The organism is Streptomyces sp. NPDC107562 (assembly GCF_055657325.1).
Genome location: NZ_JBVKBE010000005.1, coordinates 115168 through 138723 on the forward strand (window position 1 = coordinate 115168; position 23556 = coordinate 138723).

Consider the following 23556-nt stretch of genomic DNA (forward strand, 5'->3'; position numbering starts at 1 on the left):
CGCCGGCCCCGTACCGGCGCACCCCATGTGCCGGGAGTGTGCCCGCCGACCGGGGTGCTCGAAGCCTCTGCTCGACTCCGTCAGCGCCCCGATCCGGTGGCGTCCGCGTGATCGGGGCAGTCCAGACGCAGTTCCCCGTCGCCGAAGGCGTTGTCCACGAAGGCGCAGTGATGGGGCCGGTCCGTGCCCGGATGCGCGTCTGGCCGGAAGTGGTCGCAGGTCAGACACATCCGTGACACAGGGATCGCCTTGTGGTCCTGGAGCGACCTGATCATGCTGCCGGCGCCGCGCAGCATGGCCGCGAGGTCGTCCGGGGTCAGGGTGTCCATGGCCGTGGCGAACTCCTCGGGCAGGCGGACCAGCCGCTCGGCCTCGGCGCGCCCCGCGTCGGTGAGGGTCAGGAAGACGGCCCGGGCGTCGGCCGGGTCCCGCTGTCGCTCCACGAGCTCCTTCGCGGTGAGCGTCTTGACGGCGTCGCTGACGGTGGGGGCGGTGGAGGCCAGGGCGTGGGTCAGTTCACCGGGACGGCGCGGCCTGGGGTCCCCGGCGAGCAACGTGAGGATGTCCGCCTGCAGCGGCGAGAGCCGGTACGGGCCGGCGTTGCGATAGCTGCTGATGCGCAGCGCCTGGCCGAGCCGCGCGAGGCCCACCATCAGCTGCTCGTGGGGCGGCATGCCCGGCACGTCCGTCATGGACCCTCCTGGAAATCGGTCCTTGCAATTGTAGGCACTGCCAATCTAAGTTGGCAGTGCCAAATAAACGCGTGTGCCGCACACTCCGTGAAAGGACACCCCCATGCCCCGACTCTCCGTCGTCGATCCCGCCACCGCCGGCCCCGAGGCCAAGGCACTGCTCGCCAAGGTCGACCGGGCACTCGGCCTGACGCCGAACATGATGCGCGCGATGGCCGTCTCCCCCGCCGTGCTCGACGCGTACCTGTCCTTCAGCGGATCGCTGTCCAAGGGCTCCCTGTCGAGTGCGGCCCGCGAGCAGATCGCGCTGGTCGCCGCCACCGAGAACTCCTGCGAGTACTGCTACGCGGCGCACCACGTGCTCGGCGAGCGGGCAGGCGTGAGCGCCACGGACCTGCGGACCGCGGGCGAGGCCGAGGCGTCCGACCCGAAGACCGCGGCGGCGCTGAAGTTCGCCCGTACGGTGCTGGAGACCCGCGGTTTCGTCGGCGACGAGGACCTCGAAGCGGTGCGCGCCGCGGGTCACGGCGACGGCGAGATCGGCGAGATCGTCGCCAACGTGGCCCTGAACGTGTTCACCAACTACTTCAACTCCGTCGGCCGCACGGAGGTCGACTTCCCGCCGGTCCCGCTGCCCGTCAAGTAGCCGTCCGGCCCGTCGAGCAGTCCCCCTGCCCGTAGAACAGCGCGGGCGGTCCGGCGACCCCGATCCGAGCGGCACCCGGCCCCCTCACCCCGTACCGGCCGGGCGCCGCTCCCCCGGCCCCACCCGCCCGACCCGGCCCGCCACCCCACCCCGAGGTGACCCGCATGTCCGACCGTCCGTGGCACGTCCTGCAGCACGTCCCGTTCGAGGGCCCCGCCCTGCTCACCGGCGCCGCCGCCGAGGCCGGTGCGGAGCTGAAGGTGCATCACCTGTGGGACGGCGATCCCGTGCCCGGCCTGCGCGGGGCCGGCGGACTCGTGGTCCTCGGGGGGCCGATGAACGCCCTGGACGACCGCCGCCACCCGCACCTCGCCGCCGAACGCCACCTGCTCCGCCGGGCCCTGCGCGAGGAGCTGCCGGTGCTCGGGGTGTGCCTCGGGGCACAACTGCTGGCCGCGGCGGCGGGCGGGCGCGTGTCCCCGGGGCCCGAGCCGGAGATCGGCGCCGGAACGGTCACGCTCGACGCGGCCGCCGAGGACGACCCCCTGCTCCACGGCCTCGGCCGGCGGGCGCCGGTCTTCCACTGGCACGAGGACACCTTCACGCTTCCCGAGGACGCCGTGCTCCTCGCCTCCAGCGACCGGTACCGGCATCAGGCGTTCCGGCTCGGCCCCCGGGCGTGGGGCCTGCAGTTCCACATCGAGGTCGACGCGGCGGCCGTCGAGGGCTTCGCCCATCTGCTGCCGGAAGGCACCCGCCCCCGCGAAGAGGACATCGCCGCGGTCGCCGCCGTCGGCCGCGCCGTCCTGCCCCGGCTGTTCCGCTCCGCCAGGCCCTCCTGAAGCATCGCCCCGGCCGGGCGGCGCCCGATCTCCGGGCTTTCTCAACTCCCTTGTGTTGCCACGCCATTGCCGTGAGGCTACCGACCCTTCCCGGGTCTTCCCGAGGTGCCGTACGAAGGCATAGATTCCCGTCGACCTGTACACCCATTCAAGTCGAAGGACTCCGTTGGCACACCACTCGTCCGGAAGAGGGCGCCGCCTGCTCGTCGTCGCGGCCGTCCTCCTGGCCACAGCGGCGACCCCGCTCGTGCCCGCTTCCGCGGACATCCCGTCGGCCGCACACCCGGCCGGTCCCTCCGTCCCTTCTGACAACGTTGCCACCATCACTCTGCTGACCGGTGACGAGGTCACCGTCACCCCGGGCGCCGGCAGCGGCCCCGGCACCCTCGGCGTCCAGGGCCCGGACGGCGAGCCCGTCGGCGCCCGCGTGCTGACGGTGGGGGGTGACACCTACGTCTATCCCGACTCCGCGCGCGCCTATCTGGCGTCGGGGGCGCTCGACGACCAACTCTTCAACGTCACCCGCCTGATGGACGAGGGCTACGACGACGACTCCCTCCCCCGACTGCCGCTGATCATCACCTACGGGGGCGCGGACGTATCCGCCTCGGCTCTGCGCGGGCGCGCCCGCTCCCTCCCCGCCGATGTCACCGGCGTCCGGCCCCTCACCAGCGTCAACGGTGTGGCTCTCGCCGCTGACCGCGACGACACCGACGGCCTGTGGAAGGCGCTCGCCGGTGCCGAGGCGGGCCTCGACGCCACGACTCCCGGCGTCGGCGGCGCGCTGCGCGGGGGCGTGGCCAAGGTGTGGCTCGACGGCCGCGCCGAGGCCACCCTCAGCGACTCGGTCGCGCAGATCGGCGCACCCGAGGTGTGGGCCGGCGGGAACACCGGTACCGGGACCGACGTCGCCGTCCTCGACTCCGGTTACGACCCGGAGCACCCCGACCTGCGGGACGCCGTGGTCGACTCCGTCAGCTTCGTCCCCGGCGAGACGGTCCTCGACCGCCACGGCCACGGCACGCACGTCGCCTCCACGATCGCCGGCAGCGGCGCCGCCTCCGGCGGCAAGGAGAAGGGTGTCGCGCCCGGCGTGGACCTGCACGTCGGCAAGGTCCTGTCCGACCAGGGCTTCGGCTACGACTCCTGGATCGTGGCCGGCATGGAATGGGCCGCCAGGGACGCCCACGCCCGGGTCGTCAGCATGAGCCTGGGCAGCAGCGAGAACGCCGACGGCGAGACGGTGCTCGCCCGGGCCGTGAACGAGTTGAGCGCCGAGACCGGCGCCCTGTTCACCATCGCGGCAGGCAACGACGGTCCCGGCGCCCGGACCGTCAGATCACCGGGCACCGCCGACGCGGCGCTTACCGTCGGCGCGGTGGACTCCGCCGACGCCATCGCCGACTTCTCCAGCCGGGGCCCCCGCTACGGCGACGACGCCCTCAAGCCCGAGATCACCGCCCCCGGCGTCGACATCCTGGCGGCGAGATCGCACTACATCGGCTCGGGCTCCGGCTCCTACATGAGCGCCAGCGGCACGTCCATGGCCACCCCGCACGTGGCCGGCGTCGCCGCGCTCGTCGCCGCCGCCCACCCCGACTGGACCGGCCGGCAGATCAAGGACGCGCTCATCAGCACCGCGAAACCGACACCGGCCATCGGCGCCGACGACGGCGGCAACGGCCGGGTGAGGGCCGCCTCGGCGACGGCGCGGCTCACCGCGACCGGGAAGCTCGACGCGGGCATCCACCCGGCGGGAACCGGCGAGCGCACGGTGGAGTCCACGGCCACCTTCACCAACACCGGCACCGAACCCGTCACGCTGGACCTCACCGTGGACGCGGCGGGCGTGCCCGCAGGCGTCTTCACCGTCGCTCCCGGCCGGGTCGAGGTGCCCGCCGGCTCCACCGCCACCGCGACGGTCACCACGGACCTCGCCAAGGCCGGCACCGGTCGGCGCTGGACGGGGCACCTGACGGCGTCCAGCGGCGGGACCGCGCTGACCCGCACCCTGCTCGGTGTCAGCACGGGGCAACGGCACTTCCATGTGCGCACGAAGATCACCGGCCGTTCCGGCGAGCCCACGGACGGAACGCTGACCTTCTACCGCAAGGGCGACGAGTACGCGGGCACCTACCTCTACGGCGGCGGCGAGTCCGACGAGATCCTGCCCCCGGGCCGCTACACCGTCTACGCCGACTTCCGCGTGGAGGGCACGCACGGTGCGGCGTCCGCGGGCTACGCGCGCATGATCATCCCTCAGGTCGAGGTGACCGGTCCCACCGACCTCGTGCTGGACGGCACCCGGCTCCGCCGGATCACGCCGGTCACCCCCCGGCGGACGGAGACCTTCACGCAGCGCCTGGACTACCACCGCAGCTTCCAGGACGACTCCTCGGTCACCGACAGCACCCTGATCGGCGACGGCTACGACAGCGTGTGGACCGCACCCACCGCACCCGGCGGTGACGGGAAGCAGTACCTCACCACGCGCTGGCGCAATCAGGAGCCGCTGCTGTCCGTCACCTCCGGCAGCCAGGAGTTCGACGACCTCTGGCTCCTGCCCGGTTCCACGAAACTCCCCAGGGGTGACCACGACCTCGACGTCGTCCACCCCGGCGCCGGCCTCGGCGAGGACTACGAGGGCGTCGACGCCGCGGGCAAGGCGGCCGTGGTGCGCTGGAACTCCGACGACGAGGACCTCGCGGACGACCGGATCAGGGCCGCGCAGGCCGCGGGCGTCCGGCTTCTGCTGTTCGTCAACGACCTCGACGGCCGGCTGCGCGTGCCCGTCGTCAAGTCGTCCCTCGCGGTGGCCGGGCTCTCCCGCACGGAGGGCGAGAAGCTCATCGCGCGGGTGGACGCCGCCACCAAGGGGAGCGTGCCCCTGCGGGCCGTCTCGCGCCCTGACACGTCGTACCTCTACGACCTGGTCCGCACGTGGACCGGCCGCATCCCGGCGGACCTCGTCTACGCCCCGGGCTCCCACCAGTTGGCCCGCGTCGAGACCTCCTTCCGCAACCCCGGCGGACGCGAGGTCTACGAGAACCGTTACGACGTCCACCCCTGGACCACCTACCGTGTCGGCTCGAACAGGCTGAGCACCGCCGGAGCGCACCGCACCGACTACGTCAGCACCGGCGGCGACTTCTCCTGGACCGAGGAGGCCGAACTCCAGTCCCTCGCCTACAGCGCGTCAGGTCCGGTCACCTACCCGGCGGGCAGGACGACGGACGTCGCGTGGTTCGGGCCCGTGGTGCGTCCCCGCATCACCAGCGGTGGCCAACTGCCGGTGCGTACCGGGAACGAGGTCGACATCGCCGTGCCCTCCTGGGGGGACTCCGGCGGCGATCACGCCAACCACGTGCCCTTCGGCAGCACCGAGACCCAGCAGGAGACCACCCTCTACCAGGGCGACACGGTGATCGCCCAGGGAGCCGGCGGGATCTGGGGAACCCTGCCGGCCAAGAAGGCCACGTACCGGCTGCTGCACACCGCGGACCGCGCGGCGACGGAGGCCTTCCCGTACTCGACCGCCACCCGCACCGAGTGGACCTTCACGTCCGCGCCGCCGAGGAGCACGGAGGGCACCGCGCAACTTCCCCTAATGCAGCTGGACTACGCCGTGCCGACGTCCGACGACGGCACGGCGGCCCGCGACTCCGCACTGCTCGTCACCCCCGTCCATCTGCAAGGCGGACCGCACGCGGCCGTGCACACCAAGAAGGTGGAGGTGTCCTACGACGACGGCGCCCACTGGACGACGGCGCGCCTCAGCGGCAAGGGCGACGGCAGGGTGAGCGTGACGCTGCGTGCCCCCACCGCGGCCCGGTTCCTGACCCTGCGGGTCCACGCGGGTGACAGCCGGGGCAACACCGTCACGCAGACGATCGTTCGCGCTGCCGGCCTCCGGTAGTCCCGGGGACGCGAGCGGCCGCCCGGCGAACCGAACAGGGTTCGCCGGGCGGCACGCGGCCGTCGCGCGAGGTGGCCGCACCGTGCGGCACGACGGGGGGCCGCGTCACCCGAGGCGGGGGCTGCTGATGCGTTCCGGTTCGATGACGAGCATCACCCGGACCTGGTCGCGGCCGCCGAACCAGGGGTACGGCCCGCCGAGGTACTTCCGCGCGAGTGACTCGATGTGCTCGACCGCCCCTTCGGTGGTCACGCGCACCACGCGGCCACGGATCTGGACGTAGGCGTTCGGCCGGGTCGGGTCGGCGACCGCGACCGCCACGCGCGGGTCGCGCGCGACGTTCCGCGTCTTCTGGTGCGACGCGACGCTGTTGATCAGGACGTGCTCGCCGTCGGTGTCGACCCAGGTCTGGGTGAGCTGGGGCGAGCCGTCGGGCATCGTCGTGGCGAGGTAGCAGGTACTGGGGCGGCGCAGCAGCGCGACGACGTCCTCACCGAGGGATACGGGCACCGGTCACTCCTCCTGGCGGGCGGTTCGGCGGGGGGGGGACCCGCTGAGACGACCGGAGCCGTCGACGGCTCACGGCGGTCGCGGCGCGTCAAGTCCCGACCTCTCGTGTCACGTCAAGCAGGGGCATGACGTACCGCTGCCCGCCGGGCCTAATCGAAACACGGGTCACGCGAACGTCCCCGGAAAGACTCCACCCCCTCACGAAGGATCTGATCTTCATGGCTCGCCGTTCCCTGACACAGCGCCTCGTCCTGCTGCTGGCTCCGACCGCCCTCGCGGCGGGAGGCGTGCTGATGCCGTCCAGCGCTCTCGCCGCTCCGGCGCCACCACACCTCGACGGAGCGACCGCGGCCGTGGCCCCGCTCAGCGACCACGGGCACCGCGGCACCACGCCCGCCGCCGTGAACTGGGTGCGGGCCGTCGACTCCTCCAGTGGCATCTCCTTCGCACTGCCCGGGAAGTCCACGCCGAAGCAACTGGAAGCCGGCGGTCTGCACGGACGTGTTCACACGGCGCCGACCTCCGACGGCTTCGTGTACTTCCTCGTCATCGACGTGAAGGGAGCCGGGCCCGCCGAACTGGAGGCGGTTGTCGAGGGGACCCGAGAGGGACTCGCCGAGGAGTACGGCGACACCACCTTCACCGGTCAGAAGCCCGGCACGAGGGACGGCCGCCCCAGCCTTGACGCGCATCTGACCAACGCCCGGAACCACCTCTCGGTCGAGACCACGCAGACCCTGACCGACGACCACGTCGTCCAGGTCGTCACCGTCGGCTCCCAGGCGGACGAGAAGGCCGTGACCAGGACGCACGAGCAGGCCGTGGACAGCCTGCGCATCCCGTGACACGGCAGGGGTGCGGCCGTCGGGCGGGGCGGCCGCACCCCTGCGGGCGATGCGGAGCGGCGTCAGAGGGCGGACCGGCGCCGCAGGACGACCACGACCGCCGCGCCCAGCCCCAGCGCCAGGAGGGCGCCGCCCCCGACGAGGAGCGTGCCGCCGACGCCCGTCGACGCGAGTCCGCCGCCGGAGGAACCACCGGAGGAGGAGGTCGAGCCGCCACCGCCGGTCGTCCCGGTCGAGCCCGTCGCGCCGCCGCTGCCGGAGGAACTGGGGCTCGGACCGGACGAGGGGCCGCCGGAGGACCCCTGCGTGCTCCCGCCGCCATCGGTGGGGTTCAGGACGATCCATGCCGCGTTGTTCTCGTGGTGGGGCTCGTCCGGGTAGTCGAAGGGCTGCATCTGGATCCTGCCCTTGGCGTCCTGCACGACCTTGTCGATCCGCAGCTCGAACGGCCAGGTCAGGTTCGCGTCCTCCCGGACCGGCGCGTGCGCCCAGCATCCGTAGAGCCCCTCGGTGTGGGGGTCGGGCCAGCAGTCCTCGGGAATCCTCGTCGCCGTGGCGCCCGGCGGCACGGTGACATACGTGAGCATCGGGTCGTCGTCCGGCGGTTCGAGCCCGCGCACCCAGGCCGGGCCGAGGTTGCGGAAGCCGACGTCCACCGTCACCGTCTCCCCGACGGCGCCGCGCGCGGAGTCACCGGTGATCAGGATGTCGTAGGAGTTGTCGAACGGCAGCCACGCCGAGCCCTCGGTCCAGTAGGAGGACGGAGGAGCGCCGGGGACCTTCTCCAGGGTCAGCGGTGCGCCGGTGCCCGGCGTGTAACCGTCCGTCGCCAGCAGGGCCTTGGCCTTCTCGGCATCGGCCGGAGCGAAGCTGTAGGTGAACCTGTCGTTCAACGCGAACGGGAGGGGCTTCACCTTGAGGGGCTCGGCCACCGCGTAGGCCGTGCCCGCCTCGACGACGTCGGTGAAGGCGCAGATCGCGTCGGTGCCCTGTTCCTGCAGGTCGCCGTCCGTGGTGTCGCGGTAGACGCAGTTGCCGTGACGGTCCAGGAAGCTCAGCCCGCGGGTGCCGCGGAAGCGCAGCACCGCGCCGTCGGCGGGTGCGCCGCCGGCGTTGCGCAGGCCCAGCGGCGCGTTCCAGGTGTGCCCCACACCCACCCCGGGCGGTGAGAGCCGGCGGCTGACGATCCGCGAGTCGCTCACCACGACCTCGATGCGCAGGGGCGTGAACTCGACGCCCTCCCCCTCGCCCCTGACCGTGATCTCACCCAGCCGCCGTGGTGACCCGTTCGCGGGGACGTCGAGGCGGATACCGCCGATCACGTTGGCCTTCTCGCCCGCGCGGATCCGGTCGCCCTCGCAGGTGGCACCCCAGGGGCCCGGGTCGCAGGGGAGCTTCGCCTCCGCGACCTGCGCGAGACCCCCCACCTCGATCTCGATCTTGTAGTCGCCCTGGTGGACGACGGGCACCTCACCGTCCTCGCCGGGCTCGTCACTGCCGGGAGCCGCGAGCCGCAGCATGATCTGCGGCTCGGCCGGATCACCGTTGTCGCCCTGGAGCGAGAGATCCACGCGGGTCTCGCCGGTGATCCGCACCGGCAGGGGGGACGGCTCGCGGTCTGCGGCCAGCACGGGCGCGCCGGAACCGGAGCCGGCCGCCACCACGGCGGCCGTCACCAGCCCCAGCATCGTCCGGACGACGGATCTGCGGACGGGACGTCTCATCAACGCCTCCTAGTCGCACGTAGGACACCCAGAGGGGATGCTCTTCACCGAGCACTCACCTGTCCGACATCCGACGGACACCCTTCGTTGCCCCCATGCGCATCACGGACCCGTCACGACAGCCCTCACCGACCGCCCCCCGTTCGCCGCCTGACGTTTCGTCGTGTGCGTCCGGAGTCGGTGGCCTGACGCGAGATGAACGCGTGCACGATCAGCACCCCGCCGCCCGCCTCGCGGGGCCCGTCCGGTTCACGGGCGGCCGCGAGGCGTCATGGAGGCCGCCGACGCGGCGACGCGGTGCACCTGTCCGGTCACGGCACCGGGGTGTCGATCATGTCCTGGTCGCGTCCGAGCGCGACGGTCCACGCGAGGGGGGTGGGCGGCGTGGGCTGCAACGATGGCCAGACCAGCCCGGTGGGCACAGTATGGCTGGATACGCCGGTACGGGTCGGCGGGCGGAAGGAATGAGTGCGATGAGCCCAGCGCGGCGCCTGGACCACGCCGATCGTCCGGAGGACGGCGCGTCGGACCCGAGTGCGCTGATGGACCTGCTGGGTGTCGCCGCGGTGCTGGTGGAGGCCGACGGCCGGATCGACATGTGGAGCCCGCAGGCCGACGAACTGTTCGGTTACACCCGTGGTGAGGCGGTCGGACAGTACGCGGCGCAGCTGCTCCTGCACCCCGAGCACCGGGAGGCGGCCATCGGGCTGTTCGCCGAGGTGATGGTGACGGGCCAGGCCTGGGCCGGACCGTTCCCCATCCGGCACAAGGACGGCAGCACCCGGGTGGTGGAGTTCCGCAACATGCGGCTGACGGACAACCAGGGCGAGCACTACGCGCTGGGGCTGGCCACGGACCGGTCCACGCTGCTGCAGGTGGAGCGCAAGCTGGCGCTGTCCGACCGGCTGGTCGCGCAGGCGCCGATCGGGTTGTCCGTCCTGGACACCGACCTGCGGTACCTGGCCGTCAACCCCGCCCTCGCGTCGATGCACGGCTTGTCCGAGGCCGACCACATCGGCCGGAGGTTCCGGGAGGTCCTGCCCGGTGAGGCATTCCTGAGCGCGGAGTCCTGCATGCGCGAGGTCCTCGACACCGGCGTCCCGGTGGTCGACCGGCAGCTCGTGGGCCGCATCGGGGCGGACCCGCAGCAGGAGCACGCCTGGACCATGTCGCTGTACCGGCTGGAGGACCACCGCGGGCACGTGCTGGGCATCGCCAACGTGGTGGTGGACATCACCGACCGGTACCAGGCGGCCAGGCAGGCGGACCGGGCGCAGCAGCGCCTTCGCCTGATGGCCGACGGGTCGGCCCGCATCGGCACGACCCTGGAGGTGGAGCGGACGGCCCGGGAACTGGCCGACGTCGTCGTCCCCGACCTGGCCGACCTGGTCGCGGTGGACCTGCTGGATTCCGTCCTGCAGACGGGGCGGACGGACTCCGGCGACGGCCCGGCCCTGTTCCGCGCGCTGGCGGTGAAGACCGCCTACCCCACGGGCGCCGCCGAAGCGGTCGTCGCTCCCGGGCGCCTCACGACGTACCACACCGAACACCCGGCGGCGCACTGCGTCCGCACCCGCAAGCCGGTCCTGATCACGCATCTGAACAGCGAGGACGTCACGCGCATCGCCGAGAACGACCACGCCGCCCAGCTGCTCGCCCAGGCGGGTGTGCACACCGACATGGCGGTCCCCCTGATCGCCCGCGGACAGATCATCGGCGTCATGGGGATGGCCCGCGCGCGCAACCCGCAACCCTTCGACAAGGACGACCTCACCCTCGCCTGCGAACTCGCCTCGTCCGCCGCGCTCAGCATCGACAACGCCGTCCTGCACCAGCACATCCGCAGCGCCGCCGAGACACTGCAGCGCAGCCTGCTGCCCCAGCTCTCGCCGCGCCATCCCGGGCTGGAGGTGGCCGCCCGGTACCGGCCCGCACTGGCCTTCAGCGAGGTGGGCGGCGACTGGTTCGACGTCATCCCCCTCGACGGCGACCGCACCGCCCTGGCGGTGGGTGATGTCATGGGCAGCGGCATCCCGGCGGCCACCACCATGGGCCGGCTACGCACCGCCACCTCGACGCTCGCGGACCTGGACCTGGAGCCGGCCCGGATCCTCACCCACCTCGACAAGATCACCCAAGGGCTGGACCCGTACCTCGCCACGTGTGTCTACGCGGTCTACGACCCGCACGACTGCCGCCTGCACGTGGCCTCCGCGGGCCATCTGCCCCCGGTCCTGATGCGCGCCGGCCGGCCGCCCGAGCTGCTCGACCTGCCCACGGGCACGCCGCTGGGGGTCGGCGGCGTCCCGTTCGAGACCACCACACTCGACCTGCGACCCGGCGATCAGCTGGTCCTGTACACCGACGGACTGGTCGAGACCCGTTTCGACCCGATCGACGAGCGCCTGAACGATCTCGTAAGCCTCCTGTCGTCACCGCACCACTCGATCGAGGAGACCTGCGACGAACTGCTCCAACGGCTCCGGGCTCCCGCCAGCCACGACGACGTGGCCCTGCTCATCGCCCGCACCCAGGCGCTGGCCGACGACTGCAGGCCGGGTTCCCTCCGCCCGCTGTAGGCGGCCCGGGGAGGAGCCCTTCCGTGGCCGCCGCCGTGGACGGGCCGTCCGCCTGGCATGCGGTGCAACGCGGGTGTCCTGCCACGGCGCCGTGGCAGGACACCCGGTCATGGTGCGGTCGCCCCTCGCGCGGGTCGGGCGTCAGCGGCGGTGGTGGTATCCGCGACCACCCCAGGACTCGCTGTCGATCTCACGGCCACGCTCGTTGGACAGGATCACCGTGTCGAAGCGGTCGTCCCACACGTAGTGGCGACGGTCCTGGAAGACGTCGGTGCGGCTGTCGCGGCCGGTGCCGGTGTGGACGCGGACCGAGGACCGGCCGTCGAGACGGAAGCGGTCGAACTCGTAGGTCTGACCGTCCCGGTCGGACAGCGTCCAGCCGTCCAGGTCCACGCTGCGCCGACCGGTGTTGGTGATCTCCACCCACTCCCTGTTCAGGGAACGGTTGGAGCGGTCGTCACGTCCCGGCGGGTCGTACTGCACGGCGCTGATGACGACCTGGTTCCGGTCGCCGTGGCGGTCGCCGCGGCGGTCGCCGTGGTCGGCGGAGGCCGGCAGCGCGGTCACCGCCGCGAGGGCCCCGGCGGCGAGTGCGGCGGCCGTCAGACGGCGAGCGGTCAGGGAAGCAGACACAAGATCCCCTTCGGATCAGGACCCGTGGCCTTCTCCGGTGATCCGGGAGAGACCAGGGTGCGGGCTTCTCGGCCGGCGTCGGCCGAGGACCCACACCTTGCCGCGCGCACCTGTCCCGCCGACGAAGCGCCGACCCGTGTTGCCAAATACGGACATTTCAGCAACAGTCGGCTGTTTGCTACACGGATCTGCACGAATCTTGTCCGTGCACTCATGGCCCCTGCACCGAAGCTTGCGCCGACCGGGCCGGAGGCCCGCGGGGTGCCCCACACTCCCTGGCCCTGCCCGTGGGCGTTCACCCGAAAGTGAGCAACAGCCCGGCACGGTTCCGGCGGGTCAGCCGAGGAGCGTGATCCCGATCATGCGCGCGCCGGTCTCCGTGCGCGGGCGATGCGCACTGCCCGGCGCGAACACCACGTAACTGCCCGCCCCGAGACGCCGGCCACGGTCGATGAACTCCCCCGACACCACGTAGTAGCGCTCCTCGCTGTCGTGCACGTCCACCTCGGGCCACTCCGTGCCCGGAGCGAAGTCGTACATCCACCCCCGCGCCCGTGCCGTGGCCGGCAGCCGTCTGCGGACGATCCCGGGAGCGACCTCGGTCGGGTCGATCTCGTCGACGTGGACGATCCGCATGTCATCGGAGTCATGAGGCATGGAGATCATGGTCGCGGACGAGGCGTCCCGCCCCCAGAGTCAGAAATGACGCCCAGGGGTACTTTCCTGCCATGGGTCTTCACCGGGTGGTCGCTCTTGTGCTGCCACCGCAGTCGACGTTCGAGCTGGCGTGCGCCGCCGAGGTCTTCGGCGTGAACCGGCCGGGCCTGCCCGCCCGTTACACGTTCGAGGTCTGCGCCGAACACCCCGGCACGCTGCCCACGCAGGCCGGCTACGACATGGCCGTCCCCCACGGGCTGGCGGCACTGGAGCGTGCGCAGACCGTGATCGTCCCCGGCTGGCAGCGGCGTGCCGACACCGCCCCGCCGGCCGTCGTCGACGCGCTACGGCAGGCACATCGCCGCGGGGCCCGCATCGTCGCGATCTGCTCGGCGGCCTTCCTCCTCGCGCAGGCCGGACTCCTGAGCGGCCGCCGGGCGACCACCCATTGGCGCATGGCCGGCGAACTCGCCGCCCGGCACCCGGAGATCCAGGTGGAACCGGACGTCCTCTACGTCGACCTGGGCGACGTCGCCACCAGCGCGGGCACGGCCGCGGGCGTCGACCTCTGTCTGCACCTGGTCCGCGAGGACCAGGGCGCCGCCTACGCGGCCCAGGTCGCCCGGCACATGGTGATGCCCCCGCACCGCGAGGGCGGGCAGCTCCAGTACGCCACGCCCCCGGTCCCCGACCGCGCGCCGGACACCCTGGCGCCCCTCCTCGACTGGGCCGTCGAGCGCCTGCACCAGTCGCTGACCGTCGACGACCTGGCCTCCCGGGCGGCCGTCTCCACCCGCACACTCGCCCGCAGGTTCGCCGAGCAGCTCGGCACCAGCCCCGGTCACTGGCTGCTTCGGCAGCGGGTGATGGCGGCCCGCGCCCTCCTGGAGGAGACGGATCTTCCCGTCGAGGCGATCGCGGCCAGGACCGGGCTGTCCTCGGCCGCCAACCTCCGGCGTCGTTTTCACTCCCTGGTGCACACGACACCCGCCGCCTACCGCCGGTCCTTCCGCCCTCGGACAGGTGGTGCCAGCCGGCCTTGACGGTCGGTAGTTGGCTTGAAATGGACCCTCGCTTACCGGTCGGCACAGATTCCGTAACGGCGAGCGGGGCGCAAATCCTGTGAAACGGTCAACCGCTCGACAGGGAGAGCGGGTTGCGCGCCGTGGGCGCACAGATATCACACCCGCGAGGCACGGTGTTCATTTCTCGACGAAGTGAACTTGCCCTTGGGCTGGTCCCCTTGCCGGGGCCAACACACCAGATGCGGTGGCTAGCATGAGGCGCGCGCTTGAACCGGAGGGCGATCTACCGCCTCCCATGTTCTCGGTGATGCGCCAGTCGTGGACGTACTCCTGCTCTCACAGACCGAGGGACCGCGGAATGTCAGTGCCTGCTCGCCCCCGCCAGCGCCGTTCCGCGCCGGCGAAGCGCTCCTCAGGAGCCGTGATCCCCGCGGTCCTGGTCGTCACGGCCGCGGGGGCCGCCGCGGCCGCCGTCCTGGCTCCCGAGAGAGCGCGCACATGGGTGGCGGGGACCGCGGTCGTCGCCTGGGTCTGTCTCGCGGTCGTCGGCGTCACCAACTCCCTGGGCATGCGCCGGGCCCAGCGACGGGCCGACGCTCTCGGCAGCGAGCTGGAGACCGCCAGGAGCACCTGGATGCGGGACGGCGCCGAAACGGATCAGCTGGTCAACACGACCCTGCCGACGATCGCCCGGCAGCTGAAGAGCGGCGCGAGCGTCGACGACGTGCTCTCCGGATCGCCCACGCCGTCCGACCCCTACATGCGGCGGATGCTGCACGTCTACGCCACCGAGCTCTCCGAGGCGGTGGGCCGGGCCGAGGACGCGCGGTCCGACCTCGAAGGACTGCGGCGCGAAGTGGCCGCGTGGACGCGGGAACTCCGACACGTCACCGGAAAGACCCTGCCCGCCGCGGTGGCCCTGCTGCGGGAGGGCAGCTCCGCCGAGACCGTCCTCGCCAAGCTCGAATGGCCCACCGACCCCCTGCTGAAGGCGCCCGCCGAATCGTTCGTCCGCGAACTCGCCTACAGCGAACGCCGTTCCGCCGCCGCCCAGGCCGCCTCGGCCAAGGCGCTCAGCCGGGTCCAGGCCAAGACCGTCAGCATGCTCGCCGACCTGCGCGACATGCAGGAGCGGCACGGCGCGGACGTCTTCGGCGACCTGCTGCGCCTGGACCACAGCACCTCCCAGCTCGGTCTGATGACCGACCGGCTGGCACTGCTGATGGGAGGCCGTCCCAGCCGCGTCTGGAACAAGCCGATCGTCATGGAGAGCATCCTGCGCGGAGCGGTCGGACGGATCGCGGCCTACCAGCGGGTGCGACTGCACAACTCCAGCAGGGCCGCCCTCGCGGGCTTCGCGGCGGAGGGGGTGATGCACCTGCTCGCCGAACTGATTGACAACGCTGCCAACTTCTCGCCGCCGATCGACGAGGTCCACGTGTACGTGGAGGAACGCAGCGCCGGTCTCGTCGTCACCATCGAGGACAGCGGTCTGAAGATGTCCGACGCCGCCATGCGCCGCGCGGAGGAGTCGGTCTCGGGCCGGATCACCGACCTCGCCTCGCTCCAGGGCACCCGGCTCGGACTGGGTGTCGTGGGCCGGCTCGCCGCCAAGTACGGCATAAGCGTCAACTACCGGCCGTCCTCCCGCGGGGGCACGGGTGTCGTGGTCCTGCTGCCGCCCCAGCTGGTGGCCCAGCAGCGCGAGCCGGTCACCACGGATCAGCCGCGTCGCGAGGCCGGCCCTGCCGAGGCCGCCCCGTCCGCCCCGCCCGTGGAGGTGCCGGCCCAGCGCCCCCAGGTGGTCGCGCCGGCGGACGTGGCGCCGGAGGCGGAAATCCCGCACAGCCGGGACACCGCCACCCCGAACGGGCTGCCCGTACGCGCCCCCGGCCGCACCATGGCCGAGGCGGACCGCGCGCGACCGCAGACGCCGGCCGGCCAGGACCGCGCGCACACCGCGGACTCCGGTCCGGCGCGCGACGCCGGGAGCCGGTTCGGCGCCTTCCACCGCGGCCGCCAGGCGGGAGGCTCCGGGGACGACCCCGCCGCCTCCTCCGGCCCCGACCCGCTTGCCGAGGCGGATGACTAGTCCCGGTCCTTCGCACCGCCCGGGGCACCACTGCCCGCCTTCCCCGCACTGATTCGCCGCACCCCGTTTGATTGGAGGAACGGGTCGGGTGACCGTACCAGCGGTCAAGTCCCGCCCCGCCCGTCATGGAGACCACAGACAACAGCCTCACCTGGCTCTTGATGAACCTCTTGGAGCGCACGCCGGGCACCCGTCACGCCCTCGTGCTGTCCCGGGACGGCCTGAAACTGTGCTGGACGGAACATCTGACCATGGACCAGGCCGACCAACTGGCGGCCATCTGCTCCGGCATGCAGGCCCTCGCGCAAGGCGCCTCCGTGGAGTTCGGCGACGGGTCCGGCGGCGTACGGCACTCCATGACCGAGTTCCACGGAGGCCTGCTCTTCATCGTCGACGCCGGTGAGGGCGCGCACCTCGCCGTCCTCGCCGACGACAGCGCGGACCCGGGTGTGGTCGGCCACCAGATGACGGAGCTCGTGGACCAGATCGGCGACCACCTGCGGGCCGAGCCGCGCACGACCGTCACACGGAGTGCCTCCGCGTGACCCGCAAGCCCGTGGACATCGGCGTCCCCGACCGGCTCCACACGGTCACGGGCGGTCGCAGCGAGGCCGACGACTCGTTCGACCTGGTGACGCTGATCGTCAGTGAGTGCGAGCCCACGCCGGGAATGCAGTCCGAGCACGCGCGGATCCTCGAGCTGTGCCGGCACCCGACGGCGCTCGTCGAGCTCGCGGCCGAGCTGAAGCTGCCCATCACCGTCGTACGGATCCTCCTCGGTGACCTGCATGACATGGGCAAGGTGAGTGCTCGTCACCCCCGCGCGGCCGAGTCCGTCGCGGCTCTCCCCGAAACCGCCCTGCTCCAGGAGGTGCTCCATGGGCTCCGCAACCTCTGAGCTGCCCTCGCAGCGCACGCCGCTGGCCGATGCGGCCGAGACCGGATTGAAGATCGTCGTCGTGGGGGGTTTCGGCGTCGGGAAGACGACCCTGGTCCGCTCGGTGAGCGAGATCCGGCCGCTGAACACCGAGGAGGTGATGACGCAGGCGGGGCAGGGCGTGGACGAGATCGCCGGGGTGGAGCGCAAGACCACGACGACGGTCGCGTTCGACTTCGGGCGCATCACCCTCAACGAGCGGATGGTGCTGTACCTGTTCGGCGCGCCGGGCCAGGAGCGCTTCTGGTTCCTGTGGGACCGGCTGTTCTCCGGCACGCTGGGCGCGGTGGTCCTGGTCGACACCCGGCGCATGGCGGACTCCTGGTACGCCATCGACCGCCTGGAGCACCACAAGACGCCCTTCGTGGTCGCCGTCAACCGGTTCGACAGCGACGCCAGCCGGTTCTCGCTCGACGAGATACGCCAGGCGCTCGCCCTCGGTGACCACGTGCCCATGGTCGACTGCGACGCACGGGTCAGATCCTCGGGCAAGGAAGTGCTGATCACCCTCGTCGACCACCTCTACACACTCGCACTCTCCCGTGAGGGGACATCGTGAGCGACGACACCGGCGCCCCGTCCACGAGCACACCGCCATCGGGCTGCCCCGCGCACGCCTCCGCCGTCCAGCTGGGCGGTCTGGAGTACCAGCAGACGCCCTCCCAGCTGTATCGCGCCATGCGCAAGGAACACGGGGCGGTCGCGCCGGTGCTCCTGGACGGCGGCATCCCCGCCTGGCTCGTGCTGGGGTACCCCGAGGTCAGCTACGTCACCAGCCACGACGAGTTGTTCGCCCGCGACTCCCGGCGCTGGAACCAGTGGCCGCACATCCCCGACGACTGGCCCCTGCTGCCCTTCGTCGGCTACCAGCCGTCGGTGCTGTTCACCGAGGCCCAGGAGCACCAGCGCCGGGCCGGTGTGATCACGCAGGCGCTGGAGGGCATCGACCAGTTCGAACTGGCCCGTGAATGCCAGGCGATCGCCGAGCAGTTGATCACGGCGTTCGCCGGCAGCGGCCAGGCCGAGCTGATGGGCGCGTACGCACACGCCCTGCCCGCCCGCGCGGTGCTGTGGATGTGCGGAATGCCGCAGGGCGGGGCGGACACCGAGCAGCTCGTCGACGACCTGCGGATCTCCCTCGACGCCGGTGAGGGCGACGACCCGGTCGCCGCGTACATGCGCGTCGGGGCGCGCATCGCACAGCTGGTCAAGGAGAAGCGGGAGAGCCCCGGTCCCGACGTCACCTCGCGGATGATCCTCGACCCGGCGGGTCTCACCGACGAGGAGATCGTCCAGGACCTGATCTCCGTCATCGCGGCGGCGCAGCAGCCGACGGCCAACTGGATCTGCAACACCCTGCGGCTGCTGCTGACCGACGAGCGGTTCGCGGTGAACGTCTCCGGAGGCCGGGTCAGCGTCGGTGACGCGCTCAACGAGGTGCTGTGGCTGGACACTCCGACGCAGAACTTCATCGGCCGCTGGGCGGTACGCGACACGCAGCTCGGCGGTCGGCTCATCCGGGAGGGCGACTGCCTCGTCCTCGGGCTCGCGGCGGCCAACACGGACCCGCAGATCTGGCCGGAGGCGCATGTCGGCGCGGAGAACTCCGCGCACCTGTCCTTCAGCAACGGCGAGCACCGCTGCCCCTATCCGGCGCCGCTCCTGGCGGACGTGATGGCCCGTACGGCGGTGGAGACGCTGCTGGAGCGCCTGCCCGATCTCGTACTCGCCGTCGACCCGGAGCAGTTGACGTGGCGGCCGTCGATCTGGATGCGCGGGCTGACGTCCCTGCCGGTGCAGTTCACGCCGGCGCTGTGACAGCCCCTCCGCGGGCCGGTGGATCCTGGGAGGATCTCCGGCCCGCGGAGGGCGCTGGTGCCGCCGGGCCCGCGGTCAGCCCTCGACCGGGGTGAAGCGGACCGGCAGCGACTGCGGTCCGCGGGTGAACACCCCCTGCTCGGACGGGTCGAACCCGTCGGCGAGACGGAGGTCGGGCATGGCGTCCAGCAGGTGGTTCAGGCCGGTCTCGACCTCCGCCTTGGCCAGCAGCGCACCGACGCAGAAGTGCCGCCCGAGGGCGAAGGCGAGGTGGTCGGCCGCGGCCGAGAACGCGGACGTGGTCGTGAGGTCGTCACGGAAGATGTCGAACCGGTCGGGCTCGCGGAAGCGACGCTCGTCCCGGTTGGCCGCACCGATCAGACACGTCACCGTGGAGCCCTGCGGGATGGTGCCCCCGGAGACCTCGACGTCGGTGGCGGCCTGCCGCATGATCATGTGCACCGGCGGGGTGAAGCGCAGCGTCTCCGCGAAGGCGGCCGATATGAGGCCGCGGTCCTCGCGGACGGCGGCCAACTGGTCCGGGTGCATGAGCAGGTTGGCCAGGATGCTGGCGATGGCCTTGTCGGTGGTCTCGCCTCCGGCGGCGAGCAGGAGGCTGCAGAAGGCCTTGATGTCCTCGTCGCTCATCCGTACGCCGTCGACCTCGGCGGCGCACAGCGCGGACAGCAGGTCGTCGCCGAGGTTCTCGCGCCGCTCCTGGATGATCGGAATCATGTACTCGGCGAACTCCACCCGGGTGCGCTCGCCGGCGGCGGTCACCTCGGCGTCGCCGGACAGGTTGCCGAGGAACGCGATCACCGCGGTGTACCAGCGGTGGAAGCGGGCGTGGTCGGCCTTGTCCAGGCCGAGCATGTCCGCGATCACGTTGACCGGGAACCGGGTCGCGTAGTCGCTGACGATGTCCGCGGAGCCGGACCGCCGGAAGGCGTCGATCAGCTCACGGGAGTTCCGCTCGATGACCGGCAGGAACTTCTCCTGGAGGTCGCTGCCGCGGAACGCCGGTGCGACGAGGGCGCGCCGCACCGCATGTTCCCGGCCACTGAGCTGGAGGATCGTCTTGCCGTGGACCGGCTCAAGCTGCCAGTTGTAGTTGTCGGTCGTGAACTCGGACGCCTTGTCCTTGAAGACGCGTTCGACGTCGTCGTAGCGGGAGATGATCCAGCTCTGGGTGGCTTCGTGCCAGATCAACGGTTCTTTCTCCCGCATGACCGCGTACACGGGGTAGGGATCCGCGGCGAACTCGGGCGAGAGGATGTCGAGTGGGTGCTGGGCCGTGGACATGGAACTCCTCGAAGTAGATGCATGCCGTCGCACAGCAGATTATTGATCTTTCCTTGGCTCAAACAGGCTACTCCTGGCCGTAGTTGAATCTGTTACCGATCTTTGGTCGTGACCGTGCGGGACGAAGCCCACGGAGCCGCCCCGGCTTTTCGGATCATCGCCCGGATCTCGGTGACGTCGTCCACCGCGGCGGCTCGGGTCTTGGCGAGGACCCTTGACCATCACAACGAGCCCTGTCCGTGCGCATCCGCACCCTTGTGGGACACCGGCGGGCTTGGCGATGCTGCACGGATGACAACTACCGTCGTGGCGTTCGTCGGTGCCGCGCTCCTGATCGCCATGGTCCCGGGGCCGAGTACGGTCGTGATCCTTCGCAGGACGGTCGTCGACGGCCGCAGGACCGGGATCGCCACGGTCGTGGGCAACGAGTGCGGGGTGCTGCTGTGGGGCCTGGCGGCCGCCTTCGGCCTCTCCGCCCTCCTGCTGGCCTCGCAGGTCGCCTACGACATCATCCGGATCGCCGGTGCCGCGGTGCTGGTGTGGATGGGAGCGCGTGCGTTGTGGCAGGCCAGGCGCACCGCCCCGGTGGGGGAAGCACCGGCGGGAGCGGAAGCGGTGTCGCTGCGGCGGGCCTGCCGGCAGGGCCTGGTCACCAACTTCGCCAATCCGAAGGCCGGTGTGTTCGCCCTGTCCTTCCTGCCGCAGTTCGTGCCGCAGGGAGCGCCGGTCCTTCCGACGTTGCTCGCCCTCTCCGTCATCTGGGCCGTGGTCGACCTGATCTGGTACCTGCCGCTCGTCTGGCTGGCCGGAAGGGTCGCGGGCGTGCTCCAGCGGCAGTCCGTCCGACGCCGGATGGAACAGATCTCCGGGGCGCTGCTCGTCGGTCTGGGCGCCCGTCTGGCCACCGAGTCATAGGCCCGGTGACAGCGGGCGCCTCGCCCGAAGGCCGCCGAACGCTCAGTCGACGCAGAACTCGTTGCCCTCGATGTCCTGCATCACGATGCACGAATCGGTGCCGTCGTAGAGCAGTTCCACGCGTACCGCCCCCAGGGCGACCAGGCGGGTGCACTCGGCTTCGAGCTTCGCCAGGCGCTCCTCGCCCACCAGTCCCGTACCGACCCGCACGTCGAGGTGCACCCGGTTCTTGACGACCTTGCCTTCGGGGACGCGCTGGAAGAACAGTCGGGGGCCCACACCTGTGGGGTCCGTGCAGGCGAACCACGCACCCCGCTCCTCCGGAGGCCGGGAGTTGTCGAACTCCGCCCAGGAGGCGAACTCCCCCGGCGGCTTCGCCGGGGCGTACCCCAGCACCTCGCACCAGAAGCGAGCGACGCGCTCAGGTTCCGCGCAGTCGAAGGTGACTTGGAACTGCTTGACCGTGGACACCGGCGCACCATAACAGTCGGCCGGTGTGCGGGTTCACGTCAGGAGCAGGCCGATGCCGACGAGCAGGGCGGTGCACGCCAGCGCGGCGATCACGAGGACGGTCCGTCTGGGGGCGCCGCGCAGGCGCAGGGCGATGGCCGGCAGGCCGACGGGGGCGTTCTTGTCACGCATGACGTCTCCTCGATGTCGTGGAGGAATCCAGAACGGACGGGTTCGGGCGTCAGGGAGCAGGTCGTCCGAGGGCGTCGCGCAGCCGCAGCAGTGCGCGGCGGCGGGCCTGCGCCCGGACCAGGACGAGTCCCGCCAGGGCCACAAGGGCCGCCCCGGCCAGGGCGGTTGTCAGTGCCCCTGCCGGGGTGGCGCGGGCCGCGGCCAGTGCCGTGCCGGCCACCGCGGTCACCACGGTGACCCCGAGGGCGAGCCGGGCACCCAGCACCCGGTCGCGGGCGAAGAGAGGTCGCCGCCTGCTCAACACCCACGCGGCGAAGGCGCTCCAGGCGAGTCCGACGGCGATCAGACCGCCGAAGGCGGCCCGGGTCCGCGCGGGCAGCGGTTGCGGCTCGGTGGCCCAGAGCACCGCGATCAGTGCCGCGCCGCACCCTCCCACCAGGCCCAGGGCGAGCAGGCGCATGCGGGAGCCCAGCGAGACCTCCGCCGCCAGCGCGCGTGCGAGGTCCTCGGACACGTCCCGCCACTCAGCGGGGTTCCGTTCACTCATGCCCCGTATCCCCTCTCGGCAAGGACGCTCCGCAACATCCGGCGCGCGCGGTGGAGTCTGCTCTTGACCGTGCCGGGCGGGACCCCGAGCACCTCGGCGCAGGCGGCCAGCGGCAGATCCTGAAGGTGGAACAGGATCAGTACCTCACGCTCCAGGGGCGGCAGCCCGCCCAGGCCGGCCTCCACCTGCATCGCGGTCAGCACGTCACCGAGCAAGTCATCGGCGGCCACGGCGCCCGCCTCCTCGACGGGCGTCTCCGCGGCCTTGTAGGCCTGCCGCAGGTGCTCGGCGACCGCGCGCCGGGCGATGGTGAACAGCCACGGGGCGAAGCGCTCCGGCTGCCGCAGCCGTGGCAGTCCGCGCACCACGGCGACCCATGCCTCCTGGGCGAGATCGTCCGCGAGGTGCGGCGAGCCGACCATGCCGCGGAGATACCGCCACAGCGGGGCATGCCAGACGCGCACCAGTTCGCGGAACGCCTCCCGCTCCCCGAGCTGGCAGCGCACCACCAGCAGCCCGTCGCGCCGCCCGTCGCCGCTCACCACACCTCCTCCGCGTCGTGCCATGTCTCACCGAGACAGTCGGTCTACGAGGCGGAAAGGTTCACGGGAACGCTCCGCTCTGCTCGAAGGACTTCAGGCTCCAGCCGATGTCGGAGTTCGGGCCAGGGACGTCGGCGCGGCAGTAGGTGGTGTCGCCCCACCAGCAGAACGTGCCGGTGCACCAGTAGCGGTTCGCCCAGGAGTACGGCGCCCCCTTCGGCACCGCGTGGAACATCGACGGGAACTTCGGCCCGGCGGGCGGACTGGTGGCGATGTCGCGGTGCCCGTACGTCGGGTCGCCGCCGACCCTCAGTCGCAGGTCGGCCAGGCAGTACTGGTCGCTCCAGCTGCCGTTGGCGGAGTACACGACGTGCAATTGCCCGCTGGGTCCTTGACGGCCCCGGGTGCCTCGTTGATGAACGGGTCGCCCACCACCCGCTCCCAGCTCTCCCGGGGCTGCGAGATGATGTGGCGCCCGCCGGCCGGGGCCCAGCATCTTGAGCGGCGCCGACCCTGTCAATGGGTGGGAGCCGGGCGGGACCCGTCCACGAGCGGGTGGGGTACGGCCATCGAGTGGGCGGGCCGCGACCAACTGGGGGCACGGCAGGCGTCCGTGACGTCGCGTCGGCCCCGTGGTGCGCGAGGTCTGGACACGCACCCGAGGGCGTGTTGTCATTCCGCTGTCGCAGGAT

Annotated in this window: 22 protein-coding genes and 1 pseudogene; 12 read left to right on the forward strand and 11 right to left on the reverse strand. The window is 71.8% G+C overall.

The genetic code is table 11. The features are described from left to right. Positions 1-80: 80 nt before the first annotated feature. Positions 81-692, reverse strand: coding sequence for a MarR family winged helix-turn-helix transcriptional regulator (locus tag ACZ7LV_RS16945; protein ID WP_471940060.1), 612 nt, complete (start codon positions 690-692; stop codon positions 81-83). A 103-nt stretch (positions 693-795) separates the two neighbouring features. Between ACZ7LV_RS16945 and ACZ7LV_RS16950 the strand changes: the two genes are divergently transcribed. The 3 genes from ACZ7LV_RS16950 to ACZ7LV_RS16960 all read left to right on the forward strand — a co-directional run bounded on the left by ACZ7LV_RS16950 (position 796) and on the right by ACZ7LV_RS16960 (position 6096). Continuing rightward, positions 796-1338, forward strand: a complete 543-nt coding sequence (locus ACZ7LV_RS16950; protein ID WP_471940062.1) for a carboxymuconolactone decarboxylase family protein — start codon at positions 796-798, stop codon at positions 1336-1338. A gap of 164 nt (positions 1339-1502) precedes the next feature. Next, entirely contained in the window at positions 1503-2180 is a 678-nt protein-coding gene (locus ACZ7LV_RS16955; protein WP_471940064.1) for a type 1 glutamine amidotransferase, read from the forward strand. A gap of 166 nt (positions 2181-2346) precedes the next feature. Then, positions 2347-6096: a S8 family serine peptidase gene (locus ACZ7LV_RS16960; RefSeq protein ID WP_471940066.1), complete on the forward strand. Its 3750-nt coding sequence runs from the start codon at positions 2347-2349 to the stop codon at positions 6094-6096. Between the two features lie 105 nt (positions 6097-6201). Here ACZ7LV_RS16960 and ACZ7LV_RS16965 read toward each other — a convergent pair whose 3' ends face one another. Next, positions 6202-6606 (reverse strand): PPOX class F420-dependent oxidoreductase, encoded by a 405-nt coding sequence (locus tag ACZ7LV_RS16965; protein ID WP_471940068.1) that lies wholly within the window; start codon positions 6604-6606, stop codon positions 6202-6204. A gap of 218 nt (positions 6607-6824) precedes the next feature. Here ACZ7LV_RS16965 and ACZ7LV_RS16970 point away from each other — a divergent pair, with 218 nt between their 5' ends. Then, positions 6825-7451, forward strand: coding sequence for a hypothetical protein (locus ACZ7LV_RS16970; protein WP_471940070.1), 627 nt, complete (start codon positions 6825-6827; stop codon positions 7449-7451). A 62-nt stretch (positions 7452-7513) separates the two neighbouring features. Here the strand turns inward: ACZ7LV_RS16970 and ACZ7LV_RS16975 are convergent, their stop codons facing one another. Continuing rightward, positions 7514-9175, reverse strand: coding sequence for a hypothetical protein (locus ACZ7LV_RS16975; RefSeq protein ID WP_471940071.1), 1662 nt, complete (start codon positions 9173-9175; stop codon positions 7514-7516). A 473-nt stretch (positions 9176-9648) separates the two neighbouring features. Between ACZ7LV_RS16975 and ACZ7LV_RS16980 the strand changes: the two genes are divergently transcribed. Next, positions 9649-11754, forward strand: coding sequence for a SpoIIE family protein phosphatase (locus ACZ7LV_RS16980; RefSeq protein WP_471940072.1), 2106 nt, complete (start codon positions 9649-9651; stop codon positions 11752-11754). A 141-nt stretch (positions 11755-11895) separates the two neighbouring features. Here ACZ7LV_RS16980 and ACZ7LV_RS16985 read toward each other — a convergent pair whose 3' ends face one another. Together ACZ7LV_RS16985 and ACZ7LV_RS16990 are read right to left on the reverse strand one after the other, a co-directional pair. Beyond that, positions 11896-12387, reverse strand: a complete 492-nt coding sequence (locus ACZ7LV_RS16985; protein ID WP_471940074.1) for a lamin tail domain-containing protein — start codon at positions 12385-12387, stop codon at positions 11896-11898. Between the two features lie 336 nt (positions 12388-12723). Next, complete coding sequence (locus ACZ7LV_RS16990) at positions 12724-13044, reverse strand: cupin domain-containing protein (RefSeq protein WP_471940076.1); 321 nt, start codon at positions 13042-13044, stop codon at positions 12724-12726. Positions 13045-13115: 71 nt separating this feature from the next. Between ACZ7LV_RS16990 and ACZ7LV_RS16995 the strand changes: the two genes are divergently transcribed. From ACZ7LV_RS16995 to ACZ7LV_RS17020, 6 genes are all read left to right on the forward strand, one after another. Beyond that, positions 13116-14087: a helix-turn-helix domain-containing protein gene (locus ACZ7LV_RS16995; protein WP_471940078.1), complete on the forward strand. Its 972-nt coding sequence runs from the start codon at positions 13116-13118 to the stop codon at positions 14085-14087. A gap of 340 nt (positions 14088-14427) precedes the next feature. Continuing rightward, complete coding sequence (locus ACZ7LV_RS17000) at positions 14428-16161, forward strand: sensor histidine kinase (protein ID WP_471940080.1); 1734 nt, start codon at positions 14428-14430, stop codon at positions 16159-16161. A 125-nt stretch (positions 16162-16286) separates the two neighbouring features. Further along, positions 16287-16706 (forward strand): roadblock/LC7 domain-containing protein, encoded by a 420-nt coding sequence (locus ACZ7LV_RS17005; RefSeq protein ID WP_471940082.1) that lies wholly within the window; start codon positions 16287-16289, stop codon positions 16704-16706. Beyond that, positions 16703-17059 (forward strand): DUF742 domain-containing protein, encoded by a 357-nt coding sequence (locus ACZ7LV_RS17010; protein WP_401670116.1) that lies wholly within the window; start codon positions 16703-16705, stop codon positions 17057-17059. The genes ACZ7LV_RS17005 and ACZ7LV_RS17010 overlap by 4 nt, the downstream gene beginning before the upstream one ends. Next, entirely contained in the window at positions 17040-17657 is a 618-nt protein-coding gene (locus ACZ7LV_RS17015) for a GTP-binding protein (protein WP_471940084.1), read from the forward strand. The genes ACZ7LV_RS17010 and ACZ7LV_RS17015 overlap by 20 nt, the downstream gene beginning before the upstream one ends. Next, positions 17654-18916: a cytochrome P450 gene (locus tag ACZ7LV_RS17020; RefSeq protein WP_471940085.1), complete on the forward strand. Its 1263-nt coding sequence runs from the start codon at positions 17654-17656 to the stop codon at positions 18914-18916. The genes ACZ7LV_RS17015 and ACZ7LV_RS17020 overlap by 4 nt, the downstream gene beginning before the upstream one ends. Positions 18917-18991: 75 nt before the next feature. Here the strand turns inward: ACZ7LV_RS17020 and ACZ7LV_RS17025 are convergent, their stop codons facing one another. Beyond that, a complete protein-coding gene (locus ACZ7LV_RS17025; protein ID WP_471940087.1) occupies positions 18992-20218 on the reverse strand; it encodes a cytochrome P450 in 1227 nt (408 codons plus the stop codon). 291 nt (positions 20219-20509) lie between these two features. Here ACZ7LV_RS17025 and ACZ7LV_RS17030 point away from each other — a divergent pair, with 291 nt between their 5' ends. Next, the gene (locus ACZ7LV_RS17030; protein WP_471940089.1) at positions 20510-21133 is read left to right on the forward strand and encodes a LysE family translocator; all 624 of its coding nucleotides are present in this window, start codon (positions 20510-20512) and stop codon (positions 21131-21133) included. Positions 21134-21175: 42 nt separating this feature from the next. Here ACZ7LV_RS17030 and ACZ7LV_RS17035 read toward each other — a convergent pair whose 3' ends face one another. The 5 genes and pseudogenes from ACZ7LV_RS17035 to ACZ7LV_RS17055 all read right to left on the reverse strand — a co-directional run. Then, the gene (locus tag ACZ7LV_RS17035; protein ID WP_471940090.1) at positions 21176-21604 is read right to left on the reverse strand and encodes a VOC family protein; all 429 of its coding nucleotides are present in this window, start codon (positions 21602-21604) and stop codon (positions 21176-21178) included. A gap of 33 nt (positions 21605-21637) precedes the next feature. Continuing rightward, the gene (locus tag ACZ7LV_RS17040; protein ID WP_471940091.1) at positions 21638-21775 is read right to left on the reverse strand and encodes a hypothetical protein; all 138 of its coding nucleotides are present in this window, start codon (positions 21773-21775) and stop codon (positions 21638-21640) included. A 49-nt stretch (positions 21776-21824) separates the two neighbouring features. Further along, the gene (locus ACZ7LV_RS17045; protein WP_471940092.1) at positions 21825-22322 is read right to left on the reverse strand and encodes a transmembrane transport protein; all 498 of its coding nucleotides are present in this window, start codon (positions 22320-22322) and stop codon (positions 21825-21827) included. Then, positions 22319-22864, reverse strand: a complete 546-nt coding sequence (locus tag ACZ7LV_RS17050; protein WP_471940094.1) for an RNA polymerase sigma factor — start codon at positions 22862-22864, stop codon at positions 22319-22321. The genes ACZ7LV_RS17045 and ACZ7LV_RS17050 overlap by 4 nt, the downstream gene beginning before the upstream one ends. A gap of 61 nt (positions 22865-22925) precedes the next feature. Beyond that, positions 22926-23371 (reverse strand): annotated as a pseudogene (locus tag ACZ7LV_RS17055) (hydrolase); the annotation flags it as partial. Between the last annotated feature and the right edge of the window lie 185 nt (positions 23372-23556).